This is a genomic window from Homoserinibacter sp. YIM 151385, from assembly GCF_027912415.1.
Classification (GTDB): domain Bacteria; phylum Actinomycetota; class Actinomycetes; order Actinomycetales; family Microbacteriaceae; genus Schumannella.
Map to the genome: position 1 here is coordinate 2570603 of NZ_CP115175.1, position 14455 is coordinate 2585057.

Below are 14455 nucleotides of genomic sequence, written 5' to 3' on the forward strand. Positions count from 1 at the left end.
CTCGGCACGCGGGGACGGGAAGGGGAAGCGGAGCGCGGGAGGGGGCGGTGCGGCGTGCGGACATGCGGAAGGGCGGGTGCCGAGGCACCCGCCCTTCCGCGATCGCGTCCGCGCTACTTCTTGGCGGCGCGCTCCGCGTCGACGTCCTTCGCGAGCGTGCCCAGGTAGAGCTCGGTCACGCGCGGGTCGTTGAGCAGCTCGCGGCCCGTGCCCGTGTACGCGTCCTTGCCCTGATCGAGCACGTAGGCCCGGTGGCAGATCTGCAGGCAGCGGCGGGCGTTCTGCTCGACCATGATGACCGTCACACCCGCCCGGTTGATCTCCGCGACGCGCAGGAAGGTCTCGTCCTGGCGGACCGGCGAGAGGCCTGCGGACGGCTCGTCGAGGAGCAGCACCGAGGGGTCCATCATGAGCGCGCGGCTCATGGCGACCATCTGGCGCTCGCCGCCCGAGAGGGAGCCGGCGCGCTGGCTGCGGCGCTTCACGAGCTCCGGGAACAGGGTCGAGACGAACTCGAAGCGCTCCTGGAAGAGCTTCGGGCGCTGGAACATGCCCATCTCGAGGTTCTCCTGGATGGAGAGGCTCGGGAAGACGTTGTTGTTCTGCGGCACCATGCCGACGCCCTTGGTGACGAGCTTGTCCGCCTTGAGCGAGGTGATGTCCTCGCCCTTGAGCAGGACCTTGCCGCCGCGGATCTTCACGAGGCCGAAGATCGCCTTGAGGAGCGTCGACTTGCCGGCGCCGTTCGGGCCGATGATGCCGATCAGCTCGCCGTCGTAGGCGTCGACCGTGCAGCCGTTGAGGATGTTGACGCCCGGGAGGTAGCCGGCGACGAGGTCGTCGGTCCGCATCACCGGGGTGTCGGTGCGGGAGTCCGTCGCGGTGCTCGCGGTGGTCACGGATTCGGCCATCAGCTCTTCCCCTCCTCGGCCTCGGCGGTCTCCGCCTCGGCCTCGTGCTCGGCCTCGCTCGCGATCTCCGCGCGGTCGGCGCTCGTCATGTCGCCGAGGTCGGTGTCGTGGTGCGCGCCGAGGTACGCGTCGATGACCGCCTGGTCCTCCATGACGGTCTCGGGCGGGCCCTCGGCGACGACCCGGCCCTCGGCCATGACGATCACCCAGTCCGAGATGTGGCGGACCATGTGCATGTCGTGCTCGACGAAGAGCACGCTCATGCCCTCCGCCTTGAGGTCCTTGATGTGCCCGAGGAGCGACTGCGTCAGCGCCGGGTTGACGCCCGCCATCGGCTCGTCGAGCATCACGAGCACCGGATCGCTCATGAGCGCCCGCGCCATCTCGAGGAGCTTGCGCTGGCCGCCCGAGAGGGAGGCCGCGTAGTCCTCGCGCTTCGCGTCGAGCTTGAAGCGGGCGAGCAGCTCGTCCGCCTTCGCGGTGATCTCCGCCTCCTTGTCGCGCCAGAGCGCCGGGATGAGCGCCTTGAAGAGGTTCTCGCCCCCCTGCTTCGTGGCGCCGAGGAGCATGTTCTGGAGCACCGAGAGCCGGCCGAGGGACTTCGTCAGCTGGAAGGTGCGGACCATGCCCGAGCGCGCCACCTTGAAGGCGGGGACGCGGGCGAGGTCGCGGCCCTCGAAGCTCCACGAGCCGGTGTTCGGCTTGTCGAAGCCGGTCAGCAGGTTGAAGAAGGTCGTCTTGCCGGCGCCGTTCGGGCCGATGAGGGCCGTGATGGCGCCGCGCGGGATCTCCACGTGATCCACGTCCACCGCGGTGAGGCCGCCGAACTGGCGGGTCACGTGGTGGGCGACGACGATCGGGTCGACCTTCTCGCAGCCGGGCCGGACCTCGCCCTTGACGAGCGGGTGCGTCGCGGCGGTCGTCGTGCTGGTCGCATCAGACATTGAACGACAGCTCCTTCTTGTTGCCGAAGATGCCCTGCGGCCTGAACACGACCAGGAGCATCAGCGCGATGCCGACGATGATGAAGCGGATCTGCCCCACCTGGGTCGACGAGATGAACGTGAGCACGTCCGCCGCGACGAGGCCGCGGAGGAGGCCGTCGGACAGGGTGAGGACGCCCCAGAAGATCATCGCGCCGACGATCGGCCCGAAGACGGTGGCGGCGCCGCCGAGGAGCAGCGCGGTCCAGATGAAGAAGGTCAGGGCCGTGCCGTAGTTCCCGGGCTGGACGGCGCGCGGCAGGATGAAGATCACGCCGGCCATCGCACCCATGACGCCGCCGAGCACGAGCGCCTGCATCTTGTACGAGTAGACGTTCTTGCCGAGGCTGCGCACCGCATCCTCGTCCTCGCGGATGCCCTTCACGACGCGCCCCCAGGGGCTGCGCATGAGGGCCCAGACGAGGACCGTGGCGATGATGACGAGCGCCCAGCCGAAGATCGCGCCCCAGAGCGGCGTGCCCGAGAGGCCCAGCAGCGAGGTGCCGGCGGGCAGCGGGTTCATGCCTGCGAACTCGGCGTTGTAGCCGTTGAGGCCCGAGGCGCCGCCCGTCGTGTCGTCGAGGCCGCCGGTCGAGGTCGTGACGATGAAGCGCACGATCTCGGCGGCCGCGATCGTCACGATCGCGAGGTAGTCGGCCCGGAGCCGCAGCGTCGGGATGCCGAGGATCAGCGCGAAGACCGAGGCCGCCACGATGGTCGCGAGGATCGCGAGCCAGAACGGGAACCCGAGCGTGAGCGTCGTGATCGCGAAGGTGTAGGCGCCGACCGCCATGAAGCCGGCCTGGCCGAAGTTGAGGAGCCCCGCGTACCCGAAGTGCACGCCGAGCCCGATCGCGGCGAGCGCGTACGCCGCCGTGGTGGGCGAGATGAGCGCGGTTCCCGCGCTGAGGAGGATCGATCCGAAGTCCATGTTCCGTCTCCTAGCCGATCCGCTCCTTGCGCCCGAGCACGCCCTGGGGGCGGAACAGGAGCACGAGGATCAGGACGATGAGGGCCACGGCATAGCGGAGGTCGGGGTCGACCACGAAGGTCGCGAGCTCCGTGAAGATGCCGATGATGAGGGCGCCGACGAGGGCGCCGAATGCGCTGCCGAGCCCGCCGAGGGTGACCGAGGCGAACAGCAGCAGCAGGATCGCGAAGCCCATGTCCCAGGTGACCCCGCGGAAGATGCCGTAGAGGATGCCCGAGAGGCCGGTCAGGGTCGCCGCGAGCACCCACACGATCCGGATCACCCGGTCGACGTTGATGCCGGAGCTCGCCGCGAGCGCGGCGTTGTCGCTGACGGCGCGCGTCGCCTTGCCGATGCGGGTGCGCGTGAGGAACAGCCCGACGAGGATCAGCACCGCGATGCTGATGCCCATGCTCACGAAGGAGGACACCTGCAGGGTCACCGGGCCGAGCGATGCGGTCTCGTTGAAGCCCGTCGGGATGTTCTCCGTGCCGCCGCCGTAGAAGTAGAGGTACCCGTAGCGGAGCACGATCGAGAGGCCGATCGTCACGATGAGGACCTGCACGAGCCCCACGCCGCGGCGCCTGAGCGGCTTGAACAGCCAGGCATCCTGGATCCAGCCGAAGGCGGCCGAGATCGCGAGCGTGATGAGCGCCGCGACGACGACCGGGATGCCGGCCGTCACGAAGGCCCAGAAGACGATCGCGCCGAGCGTCAGCATCTCGCCGTGGGCGAAGTTGTTGACGCCGGTCGTGCCGAAGATCAGCGAGATGCCGATCGCGGCGAGCGCGAGGAGGAGGCCGAAGTTGAGGCCGTAGATCAGCTTCGCCCAGAGCTGGTCGAGGGGATTGCGCTGCGCGGTCGACCCCTCGCCGGTCGGGAAGAGCACGTTGACCGTGTTCGTCGTGCCGATCGAGACCTGCCGCTCGATGTTGTCGGGGTCGCGCGGCGCGACGCCGTCGGGCAGCGACTCGACGACGAGCGTCGCCGTGTACTCGCCGCGGCCGGGGAGCGCGACGGACCACTTGCCGTCGGCGCCGGTCACGCCCGTCTCCTCGAATCCGTCGCCGGCCACGAGCACCTCGACGCCCTCGAGCGGCTCGTCGCCGCTGCGGATCGTGCCGCCGACCTGGAACTCCGTCGTGAAGTCGCCGGTCGGCGTCGGGCTGGGCTCGGGGCTCTCCGTCGCGGATGCCGGACCCGCCATGGTGAGGGCGAGGGCGGCGGCCGCGAGGGCTGTGCCGATGGTGACCAGGGTGCGTCGGATCGTCGACGGCCGTGGCCTGCGGGTGAGTGTCACTGAACCTCCAAGACGGCACGCCCGCGCACGCGATCCTGCGTGTGCCGCCGCGCACCGTCGCGCTGACATTACTTGCGGTTTGTGACGACCGTGTTTCCGACACCGGAGTTGTCCACAATCGCGACCGACCGGTCCCGACCTTACCTTCCCGCGCGGGAATCCTGACCCGCTCGGATGGTTAAGATGTGATACCGGAATCCGACGGCGCATCCGGTGATCTCAGCAGCGCAAGGCAAGGGGTTTCATGGACCAGCCCGATCCGTTCGGCTTCGTCGGACTCACGTACGACGACGTCATGCTCCTGCCGGGGCACACCGACGTCATCCCCAGCGAGGCGGACACCTCCTCGCGGCTGACGAAGCGGATCACGGTCGCGTCGCCGCTCGCCTCGAGCGCCATGGACACCGTGACCGAGTCGCGCATGGCGATCGCGATGGCGCGGCAGGGCGGCATCGGCATCCTCCACCGCAACCTCTCCATCGACGAGCAGGCGACCCACGTCGACAAGGTGAAGCGCTCCGAGTCGGGCATGATCTCGAACCCCGTGACGACGACGCCGGATGCGACGGTCGCCGAGGTGGACGCCCTGTGCGGGCAGTTCCGGGTCTCCGGCCTCCCCGTCGTCGAGGGCGACGGCCGGCTCGTCGGCATCATCACGAACCGCGACATGCGCTTCGTCTCGCCCTTCGAGAAGGACTCGACGCTGGTCCGCGACGTCATGACGACGGCCCCGCTCGTGACGGCGCCGGTCGGCATCGATCCCGACGAGGCGATCGCGATCTTCGCGCAGCACAAGATCGAGAAGCTGCCCCTCGTCGACGAGTCCGGCCGGCTGCGCGGGCTCATCACCGTCAAGGACTTCGAGAAGACGGAGAAGTACCCGAACGCGACGAAGGACGACGCGGGCCGCCTCCGCGTCGGCGCCGCGATCGGCTTCTTCGGCGACGCCTGGGACCGCGCCGGCGCCCTGCTCGACGCCGGGGTCGACGCGATCGTCGTCGACACCGCGAACGGCGACTCGTCCGGTGTGCTCGAGATCATCCGCCGCCTCAAGGGCGACCCGGCCTTCGCGGGCGTCGACGTCATCGGCGGCAACGTCGCGACCCGCTCGGGGGCGCAGGCCCTCGTGGATGCGGGTGCCGACGCGATCAAGGTCGGCGTCGGACCGGGCTCGATCTGCACGACGCGCGTCGTCGCCGGCGTTGGCGTGCCCCAGGTGACCGCCGTCTACGAGGCCTCGCTCGCCGCGCGCGAGCTCGGCATCCCCGTGATCGCCGACGGCGGCCTCCAGTACTCGGGCGACATCGCGAAGGCGCTCGTCGCGGGCGCCGACACGGTCATGCTCGGCTCGCTGCTCGCGGGCACCGACGAGAGCCCGGGCGAGCTGATCTACGTGGGCGGCAAGCAGTTCAAGAACTACCGCGGCATGGGCTCGCTCGGCGCGCTCCAGACGCGCGGCAAGAAGACCTCGTACTCGCGGGACCGCTACTTCCAGGCCGACGTCCCCTCGGACGCGCAGCTCATCCCGGAGGGCATCGAGGGCCGCGTCGCCTACCGCGGGGCGCTCGCCGCGACCGTCTACCAGCTCGTCGGGGGCCTCCGGCAGTCGATGTTCTACGTGGGCGCGCGCACCATCCCCGAGCTCAAGTCGCGCGGCCGCTTCGTCCGCATCACGCCGGCCGGCCTCAAGGAGTCGCACCCCCACGACATCCAGATGACCGTCGAGGCCCCCAACTACACCCGCTAGCGCTCATCCGGGCGCAATAGACATGTCTATTGCGCCCCGGACACGTATGTACGGGTGTCCGCGGCGAAGTGCGAGTGTCCTCCGCGGCCGTCAGGGGCATGCCCCGTGGCCGTCCTCCACAGGTGCTCCCGCGGCGTTCGCTCCACGATCAGCGCCGGCGCGCAGCGACAGCGCCCCGGCATGCGCGACGCTCGCGGCATGACGGCGATCGAATCGCGAACCGACCCGCTCCTCTACGCCGACGACACCCGTGCCCGCGGCGACGATCCGCTCGATCTCATCCGCGAGTGCCGCGCCGGTCGACTCATCCGTGTGCGGCGCGGCGCCTACTGCCCGCGGGAGGTCTGGGACCCGCTCCCGGGCGAGGAGCGTCACGTGCTCGCGGCGAGGGCCGTCGCCCGCCGGGCCGCCCTGCCCTTCGCGATCGCCGGGCCGTCGGCCGCAGCCGTGTGGGGGATGCCGGGAGCGGCTCGATGGCCGGACGACGTCACCATGGCGGTGCCGTACCGCGGCGGAGGGTCGTCGGCATCCGGAGTGCGCCGGACCGCGATCGCAGGCGGCTCGGTCCGCTCGCAGCTCGTCGACGGCATCCCCGTGACCTCGATCGCGCGGACGGCGATCGACCTCGCGAGAGCCTCGAGCTCGTGGCGCGGCGTGGCGGTTCTCGACTGGGCGCTTCGCACGCTCGGCCCCGGTGTCGGAGCGGCGGCACTCGCTGAGGAGCTGGCTCGCGCGGGCGGCTCGCCCGGCTTCGCGCGCATCCGGCGCGCCCTCGAGCTCGCCGATGCCGCATCCGAATCGGTCGGCGAGTCGCGAGCGCGCGTCGTCATCCACGAGCTCGGCTTCGCGCCGCCCGTGCTCCAGGCGAGGTTCTCGGATCGCGAGGGCGACATGTGGGTCGACTTCCACTGGCCGTCCGTCTCGGTCGTCGCAGAGTTCGACGGCCACGTGAAGTACGCCGATCCCGCGATGTCGGGCGGCGACCCCGCGGCGGTCCTCTGGCGCGAGAAGAAGCGCGAGGACCGGCTGCGTCGACAGGTCCGGCGCGTCGAGCGGATCCTGTGGCGGCACCTCGATGCGCCGCAGGAGCTGGCAGCGATCCTCGCGGCGGCCGGGGTGCCGCGCCTGCGAGCGCAGACATCTGAAGTGTTCCGCAGACCGCCGCGTACGGCCGTCCGCGCGGCGAGAGACATGTCTATCGCGGAAGGGCACGCCGGTAGGGTGGGGTGGTGAGCGACATCGAGATCGGCCGCGCCAAGCGCGCCCGCCGCGCCTTCGCCTTCGACGACATCGCGATCGTGCCGAGCCGGCGCACCCGCGACCCGCGGGATGTGAGCGTCAGCTGGACGATCGACGCCTTCACCTTCGACATGCCGGTGCTCGCGGCCCCCATGGACTCGGTCGTGAGCCCAGAGATCGCGATCGCGATCGGGCGCCTCGGCGGTCTCGGCGTCCTCGACCTCGAGGGCGTGTGGACGCGCTACGAGGATCCGGAGCCGGTGCTCCGCGAGCTGCGCGGCCTCGACCCCGAGACGGCGACCCGCCGCATGCAGCAGCTCTACGCCGAGCCGATCAAGCCGGGCCTCATCAAGGACCGCCTCGCCCAGATCCGGGAGGCCGGGGTCCCGGTCGCGGGTGCGCTCAGCCCGCAGCGGACCGCCGAGCACTCGAAGACGGTCGTGGACGCCGGCGTCGACCTGTTCGTGATCCGCGGCACCACGGTGAGCGCGGAGCACGTCTCGAAGTCGACCGAGCCGCTCAACCTCAAGGAGTTCATCTACGAGCTCGACGTGCCGGTGATCGTCGGCGGCGCCGCGACCTACACGGCCGCCCTCCACCTCATGCGCACGGGTGCGGCGGGCGTCCTCGTCGGCTTCGGCGGCGGGGCCGCGAGCACGACGCGCGCGAGCCTCGGCATCCACGCGCCCATGGCGACCGCGGTCGCCGACGTCGCGGGCGCGCGCCGCGACTACCTCGACGAGTCGGGCGGGCGCTACGTGCACGTCATCGCCGACGGCGGGCTCGGCTCGAGCGGCGACATCGTGAAGGCCGTCTCGATGGGGGCGGATGCCGTCATGCTCGGCTCGGTCCTCGCGCGCGCCGAGGAGGCGCCCGGTGGCGGCTGGCACTGGGGCGCCGAGGCGCACCACCCGGAGCTGCCGCGCGGCCACCGCGTCGAGGTCGGCACGGTCGCGCCGCTCGAGACGCTGCTGCTCGGCCCCGCCGAGACCGCGGACGGCCGCACGAACATCATCGGGGCCCTCCGGCGCTCGATGGCGACGACCGGCTACTCCGACCTCAAGGAGTTCCAGCGGGTCGAGGTCGTCATCGCCCCGTACCAGCACAGCTGACGCGGGCCGCGCGCACCGGCGGCGCGGAGCCGCATCCCAGCCGCTGTCCAGGCGGGATCACGCGGGTCCGGCGTAGGCTGGAGACCCCCGGCGGAGGAGGCCTTCATGGCGAGCAGACGATCGGTGACGCGTTCCTCGAAGCTGGGCCCGGAGGAGCGGGCCGCAGCGATCGAGTCGATGAAGGCGAAGGAGCTCGACATCCTCGTCGTCGGCGGCGGGATCGTCGGCTCGGGCGCGGCGCTGGATGCCGTGACGCGCGGCCTCCGGGTCGGCATGCTCGAGGCGCGCGACTGGGCCTCCGGCACCTCCAGCCGATCCTCGAAGCTCGTGCACGGCGGCATCCGCTACCTCGAGCAGCTCGATTTCCGGCTGGTGCGCGAGGCGCTCATCGAGCGCGGCCTGCTGCTGCAGCGCATCGCGCCGCACCTCGTGAAGCCGGTTCGCTTCCTCTACCCGCTGACGAAGCCGGTGTTCGAGCGCTTCTACATCGGCGCCGGCATGCTCCTCTACGACCTCTTCTCGTGGAGCGGCGGCCGCCCGCCCGGCGTCCCGCACCACCGGCACCTCTCGAAGGCGCAGATGCTCCGCGCGATGCCGAGCCTCGACAAGGACGCCTTCACGGGCGGCCTCACCTACTACGACGCGCAGGTCGACGACGCGCGCTACGTCTCGACGCTCGCGCGCACGGCGAGCTTCTACGGCGCGCATGTCGCGAGCCGGGTCCGGGTGGAGGGCTTCATCAAGGTCGGGCAGCGGGTCGTCGGCGTGAAGGCGCACGACCTCGCGACCGGCGAGCGCTTCGACGTCATGGCGAAGCAGGTCGTCAACGCAACCGGCGTCTGGACGGATGACACCCAGGCCATGGTGGGCGAGCGCGGCCAGTTCAAGGTGCGGGCCTCGAAGGGCATCCACCTCGTGGTCCCCCGCGATCGCTTCCAGTCGAAGATCGGCATGATCCTCCGCACGGAGAAGAGCGTGCTGTTCGTCATCCCGTGGGGCCGCCATTGGATCATCGGCACGACCGACACCGACTGGCACCTCGACAAGGCGCACCCGGCGGCGACGGCGGCCGACATCGACTACGTGCTCGACCACGTCAACAAGGTCCTCGCCGTGAAGCTGACCCGGGAGGATGTCGAGGGCGTCTATGCGGGGCTCCGTCCCCTCCTCGCGGGCGAGAGCGAGCAGACCTCGAAGCTCAGCCGCGAGCACGTCGTCGCCCACGCGGTCCCGGGCCTCGTGGTCGTCGCGGGCGGCAAGTGGACGACATACCGCGTCATGGCGAAGGACGCCGTGGATGAGGCGGTCGCGGCGCTCGACGGCCGATGGTCGGACTCGGTGACCGAGAACATCGGCCTCCTCGGAGCCGAGGGCTACCAGGCGGCGTGGAACAAGCGCGGCAAGATCGCCCGCGCCTTCAAGGTGCACAAGGCGCGCGTCGAGCACCTGCTGAACCGCTACGGCGTCCTCACCGACGAGCTGCTGGATCTCATCCGGGAGCGGCCGGAGCTCCTCGAGCCGCTGCCCGGCGCCGACGACTACATCGGCGCGGAGGTCGTGTACGCGGCGACCCACGAGGGGGCCCTGCACCTCGAGGACGTCCTGGCCCGCCGCACCCGTATCTCGATCGAGTCCTGGGATCGCGGGGTCGCCGCGGCGCCTGTCGCGGCTCGGCTCATGGGCGCCGAGCTCGGCTGGGACGAGGCCCGCATCGAGCAGGAGATCAACAACTACCTGCGCCGGGTCGCCGCCGAGCGCGCGAGCCAGGAGGAGCCGGACGACGAGGCCGCCGACCGGGTGCGCCTCGAGGCGCCCGACATCGCGGATGTCGCCAGCCTCCCGAGCGCGGCCGACGAGCCGAGCTCGGAGCCGGTGCGCTGACGCCGTCGCGCTGAGCCGATCGGGGGAGCCGCCGCACGCCGACGGCGAACCGCCCGGCCGGCGTCGGCGCACGCGATTAGACTCGAGCGCGTCCCGAGTCTGAGGAGCCTGCCATGGTCGATGTCCGCCGCGTGAAGCTGCCCGGCGTCGGCGTCCTGCACACCTTCGTGACGCAGGACGGCGGCAAGGTGGGCGTCATCACGCACCGCTCCGGCCAGAGCGACCTCATCGCCTTCTCGGACGCCGATGGCGACGCGGAGGCGAGCAAGGTCTCGCTCCGCCTCGACGACGACGAGGCGCACACGCTCGCGGAGCTGCTGGGCGGCACCCGGATCACCGAGTCCCTCAGCGCGCTCGACAGCCTCCCGGGCCTCTCCATCGACTGGTTCTCGGTCGACTACGACGACCACATCGCGGGTCAGCCGCTCGGCTCGATGATCAGCCGCGGGCTCGTGGGGCTCACGGTCGTGGCGGTCGTGCGCGGCGAGTCCGCGAACCCGGCGCCGGCCGACGACTTCAAGGTCTTCCCCGGCGACACGCTCGTCGTCGCCGGGAGCCCCGAGAAGGTCGCGAAGGCCTTCCACTTCTACCGGACCGGGGAGATGAAGGCGAAGGCGCCTGCGGACGCACCCGGCGGGGCGTAGAGCATGGAGCACGTCGGCCAGGACCTCCTCGTCCTCGGCCTGCTCTTCGTGCTCGCCTGGGGGCTGGGGCGCCTGGGCAAGCGGATCGGCCTCCCCGCGATCCCCGTCTACATGCTCGTGGGGCTGCTGTTCTCGACCGAGAGCGACTTCTTCCCGCTCGAGCTGCCGAGCGACAACGTCGAGCTCGTCGCGACCTTCGGCCTGATCTTCCTGCTCTTCAGCCTGGGACTGGAGTTCGACCAGGACGAGTTCTTCGGCAACGCCCGCGCCCTGCTCATCTCGGGCGGCTCGCGCATCCTCATCAACATGACGGTCGGCTTCGCCTTCGGGATGTGGGTCGGCTGGGGTGCGCGGGAGGCGCTCATCATCGCGGGGATGACGGCCGTCTCCTCGAGCGCGATCATCACGAAGCTCCTCATCGAGCTGGGCCGGCTCGCGAACCGCGAGACGCCGACGATCCTCGGCATCGCGGTCGTCGAGGACGTCTTCATCGCCCTCTACCTCGCGATCGTCTCGGTCGTGCTCAGCGGCGAGACCGACCCGTGGCCGATCGTCGTCCAGCTCACGGTCTCCTTCCTCTTCCTCGCGATTATGTTCGCGGCGGCGCGCTGGGGCGGGCGGCTGGTGTCGCGCATCGTGCAGACGAAGGACGACGAGCTCTTCACGGTGCTCTTCTTCGGCCTCGCGGTCGCGTTCGGCGGCATCGGCGAGCTCATCGGCGTCTCGGATGCGATCGGCGCCTTCCTCATCGGGCTCGTCCTCGGCGCGAGCCGGTTCCGGGCGCGGATCGAGCAGCTCGCGCTGCCGCTGCGCGACCTCTTCGGCGCCTTCTTCTTCCTCAACTTCGGCCTCGTGCTCGACGTCTCCGGCTTCGGCGAGGTGATCGGCCCGGTGCTCGTCGCGGTCGTCCTCACGATCGTCGTGAACCTCGCGGGCGGGCAGCTCATCGCGGTGCTCGCGAAGCTGACGCCCGCCGAGGGCATCAACGTGGGCGCCATGCTCACGAACCGCGGCGAGTTCGCGCTCATCCTCGCGACCCTCGCCGCCGCGGCCGGCCTCGATCCGCGGCTCACGCCCTTCGCGGGGCTCTACGTGCTCATCATGGCGATCGCCGGCCCGCTCATCGCGAACAACTCCGACCGCGTCGGGCGCGAGCTCGTCCGACGCCGGCGGCGCCGCGCGCTCGCGACCGAGCCGGGACGCCCGGATGCGGGCCGCGACCTCGACTTCGCGCTCGCGGAGGCGGCGATGCGCGGCGACGACATGCCGGTCGCGGTGCCGGGCGGCATCGACGACGAGGAGCTGACCGACTCGCTCGAGGGCGACGTGATCGACGTCGAGCCGGGCGCGGAGACGACAGGGGAGGGGCGTCGTGAGCGCGACCCGGAGTACTGAGCGGGAGGCCGGCTCGCCCGCGCAGCCCGGCGCGGCCGAGCACGCCCAGCCGCCGGCGCGCCGCATGACCCGGCGCGAGTTCCTGGGGATCGCGCGGCGGCCCCGCTGGATCGGCGCGCTCGCGCTCGTCCTCGCGGTCGCGGCCGCGTTCGCGGCGCTCGCCCAGTGGCAGGTCTCGCGGAGCGTCGAGTCGGCGAACGTCGAGCAGCGCGCGACGGAGGAGACGGTGCCGCTCGAGGACATCGCGACCACCGGATCCCAGACCACGGGTCAGCAGGAGGGGCAGCTCGTCGAGGTCCGCGCCGCCATCGCGCCGGGCGAGGAGACGGTGCTGAGCGGCCGCATCCACGAGGGCGGCACCGGGTACTGGCTCGTCGCGCACGCGGTCACGGATGCGGGGGAGTCGCTCGCGGTCGCGGCCGGCTGGGCGGCGACCGAGGCCGAGGCGCAGCGCGCCGCCGCCGCGCTGCCGACGGGACCCACGACCCTCTCGGGCCGCTATCTCGGCACCGAGTCGCCCGACACGAGCGAGCTCCGCAGCGGCGAGCGCACGGCGCTCTCGGTCGCCGAGCTCGTGAACCTGTGGCCGGAGCCCGGGCCCGTGTACGGCGGCTACCTCGTGCTCGATCAGGCGCCCGAGGGCCTCGAGCTCATCGACGCGCCGCCGCCCGAGCAGCAGGTCGTGCTCAACTGGCTCAACGTGTTCTATGCCGCGGAGTGGATCATCTTCGCCGGCTTCGGGTTCTACCTCTGGTACCGGCTCGTGAAGGACGAGTGGGAGAAGGAGGTCGAGGCGGCGTCGTCGCCGACCGCGACGGTCTGAGCGCTCGCCGCACCGTCCGCGTGCGTGGACGAGAGCCGCAGGGCGCTGACACACTGGTGGTGCTCCCGATCCGAAAGCACCGCATGACCATCACCACCCCTGCCCTCGACCCCGCCCTCCACCCGATCTTCGAGGCCTCCGTCCGACGCAACCCGCACGAGCCGGAGTTCCAGCAGGCGCTCCACGAGGTCCTCGACTCCATCGGACCCGTCGTCCGCGAGCATCCCGAGTACCTCGAGGCGGGCATCGTCGAGCGGCTCGTCGAGCCGGAGCGCCAGGTCATGTTCCGGGTGCCGTGGGTCGACGACGCGGGGCGCGTGCGCGTGAACCGCGGGTACCGCGTCCAGTTCAACTCCGCCCTCGGCCCCTACAAGGGCGGGCTCCGCTTCCACCCGAGCGTCGACCTCTCCATCGTGAAGTTCCTCGGCTTCGAGCAGATCTTCAAGAACGCGCTCACCGCGCAGGGCATCGGGGGCGCGAAGGGCGGCAGCGACGTCGACCCGCACGCGCTCTCGGCCCGCGAGGTGGAGCGCTTCTGCCAGAGCTTCATGACCGAGCTCTACCGCCACCTCGGCGAGCACACGGACGTGCCGGCCGGCGACATCGGCGTCGGCGCCCGTGAGATCGGCTTCCTCTTCGGCCAGTACCGGCGCATCACGAACCGCCACGAGTCCGGCATGTTCACCGGCAAGGGCGTCGAGTGGGGCGGGGCGAACGTGCGCACCCAGGCGACCGGCTACGGCGCCGTCTACTTCGCGCAGGACATGCTCGCCGTCGACGGCCGCGCCGTCGAGGGCCGCACCGGCATCGTCTCGGGCTCCGGGAACGTGGCCACCTACGTCATCGAGAAGCTGCACCAGCTCGGCGGGCGTGCCATCACGGCATCCGACTCGTCCGGCTACGTCGTCGACGAGCGCGGGATCGACGTCGAGCTGCTCCGGCAGGTCAAGGAGGTCGAGCGGAGGCGCATCTCCGAGTACGCCGAGCGCCGCCCCGGCTCGCGCTTCGTGCCGGGCGGGCGCGTCTGGGAGGTCCCCGGCCAGCTCGCCTTCCCCAGCGCCACCCAGAACGAGCTCGCGGAGGCGGACGCCCGCGCGCTCGTCGCCGGCGGCGTCGAGGCGGTCGCCGAGGGCGCCAACATGCCGTGCGCACCGGGCGCCGTCCGGGTGTTCCACGAGGCGGGCGTGCTCTTCGGCCCCGGCAAGGCGGCGAACGCCGGCGGCGTCGCGACCTCCGCGCTCGAGATGAGCCAGAACGCCGCGCGGCAGCGCTGGTCGTTCGAGGAGAGCGAGGACCGGCTGCGGGCCATCATGCTCGGCATCCACCAGGCGACCCTGGAGGCCTCAGAGCGCTACGGCCGCCCCGGCGACTACGTGCTCGGTGCGAACGCGGCCGGCTTCGTGCGCGTCGCCGACGCGATGCTCGCGCAGGGCGTCATCTGAGCGACGGG

General features: G+C 71.3%; 12 protein-coding genes. 8 read left to right on the top strand and 4 right to left on the bottom strand.

Features of this window, described 5'->3' with window-relative positions:
- Positions 1 to 113: 113 nt before the first annotated feature.
- The 4 genes from OF852_RS12510 to OF852_RS12525 are packed head-to-tail and all read right to left on the bottom strand — an operon-like array spanning position 114 to position 4164.
- Positions 114 to 851: an ABC transporter ATP-binding protein gene (locus tag OF852_RS12510; RefSeq protein ID WP_271121177.1), complete on the bottom strand. Its 738-nt coding sequence runs from the start codon at positions 849 to 851 to the stop codon at positions 114 to 116.
- 59 nt (positions 852 to 910) lie between these two features.
- Positions 911 to 1855 (bottom strand): ABC transporter ATP-binding protein, encoded by a 945-nt coding sequence (locus OF852_RS12515; protein ID WP_271119487.1) that lies wholly within the window; start codon positions 1853 to 1855, stop codon positions 911 to 913.
- Positions 1848 to 2825, bottom strand: coding sequence for a branched-chain amino acid ABC transporter permease (locus OF852_RS12520; protein WP_271119488.1), 978 nt, complete (start codon positions 2823 to 2825; stop codon positions 1848 to 1850). The genes OF852_RS12515 and OF852_RS12520 overlap by 8 nt, the downstream gene beginning before the upstream one ends.
- A gap of 10 nt (positions 2826 to 2835) precedes the next feature.
- Positions 2836 to 4164, bottom strand: coding sequence for a branched-chain amino acid ABC transporter permease (locus tag OF852_RS12525; protein WP_271119489.1), 1329 nt, complete (start codon positions 4162 to 4164; stop codon positions 2836 to 2838).
- Between the two features lie 244 nt (positions 4165 to 4408).
- On the opposite strand from OF852_RS12525, the gene guaB reads away from it, so the two are divergent.
- The 8 genes from guaB (at position 4409) to gdhA (ending at position 14447) form a co-directional block, all read left to right on the top strand.
- Complete coding sequence (gene guaB / locus OF852_RS12530; protein ID WP_271119490.1) at positions 4409 to 5911, top strand: IMP dehydrogenase; 1503 nt, start codon at positions 4409 to 4411, stop codon at positions 5909 to 5911.
- A 198-nt stretch (positions 5912 to 6109) separates the two neighbouring features.
- A complete protein-coding gene (locus OF852_RS12535) occupies positions 6110 to 7144 on the top strand; it encodes a type IV toxin-antitoxin system AbiEi family antitoxin (protein WP_271119491.1) in 1035 nt (344 codons plus the stop codon).
- Entirely contained in the window at positions 7141 to 8262 is a 1122-nt protein-coding gene (locus OF852_RS12540) for a GuaB3 family IMP dehydrogenase-related protein (protein WP_271119492.1), read from the top strand. Before OF852_RS12535 ends, OF852_RS12540 begins: the two co-directional genes overlap by 4 nt.
- Before the next feature lie 105 nt (positions 8263 to 8367).
- Positions 8368 to 10143 carry a glycerol-3-phosphate dehydrogenase/oxidase gene (locus tag OF852_RS12545; RefSeq protein WP_271119493.1) on the top strand — a complete coding sequence of 592 codons (1776 nt, stop codon included), beginning with the start codon at positions 8368 to 8370 and terminating at the stop codon, positions 10141 to 10143.
- A gap of 113 nt (positions 10144 to 10256) precedes the next feature.
- The gene (locus OF852_RS12550) at positions 10257 to 10787 is read left to right on the top strand and encodes a cation:proton antiporter regulatory subunit (RefSeq protein WP_271119494.1); all 531 of its coding nucleotides are present in this window, start codon (positions 10257 to 10259) and stop codon (positions 10785 to 10787) included.
- Positions 10788 to 10790: 3 nt separating this feature from the next.
- Positions 10791 to 12182: a cation:proton antiporter gene (locus OF852_RS12555; protein WP_271119495.1), complete on the top strand. Its 1392-nt coding sequence runs from the start codon at positions 10791 to 10793 to the stop codon at positions 12180 to 12182.
- Entirely contained in the window at positions 12160 to 13005 is an 846-nt protein-coding gene (locus OF852_RS12560) for an SURF1 family protein (RefSeq protein ID WP_271119496.1), read from the top strand. The genes OF852_RS12555 and OF852_RS12560 overlap by 23 nt, the downstream gene beginning before the upstream one ends.
- 83 nt (positions 13006 to 13088) lie before the next feature.
- Entirely contained in the window at positions 13089 to 14447 is a 1359-nt protein-coding gene (gene gdhA / locus OF852_RS12565; RefSeq protein WP_271119497.1) for an NADP-specific glutamate dehydrogenase, read from the top strand.
- Positions 14448 to 14455: the final 8 nt, after the last annotated feature.

Coding starts and splice junctions, on each gene's coding strand:
- OF852_RS12510 (WP_271121177.1), bottom strand. CDS start 851: ATGCGGACCGACGACCTCGTCGCCGGCTACCTCCCGGGCGTCAACATC.
- OF852_RS12515 (WP_271119487.1), bottom strand. CDS start 1,855: ATGTCTGATGCGACCAGCACGACGACCGCCGCGACGCACCCGCTCGTC.
- OF852_RS12520 (WP_271119488.1), bottom strand. CDS start 2,825: ATGGACTTCGGATCGATCCTCCTCAGCGCGGGAACCGCGCTCATCTCG.
- guaB (WP_271119490.1), top strand. CDS start 4,409: ATGGACCAGCCCGATCCGTTCGGCTTCGTCGGACTCACGTACGACGAC.
- OF852_RS12535 (WP_271119491.1), top strand. CDS start 6,110: ATGACGGCGATCGAATCGCGAACCGACCCGCTCCTCTACGCCGACGAC.
- OF852_RS12545 (WP_271119493.1), top strand. CDS start 8,368: ATGGCGAGCAGACGATCGGTGACGCGTTCCTCGAAGCTGGGCCCGGAG.
- OF852_RS12550 (WP_271119494.1), top strand. CDS start 10,257: ATGGTCGATGTCCGCCGCGTGAAGCTGCCCGGCGTCGGCGTCCTGCAC.
- OF852_RS12555 (WP_271119495.1), top strand. CDS start 10,791: ATGGAGCACGTCGGCCAGGACCTCCTCGTCCTCGGCCTGCTCTTCGTG.
- gdhA (WP_271119497.1), top strand. CDS start 13,089: ATGACCATCACCACCCCTGCCCTCGACCCCGCCCTCCACCCGATCTTC.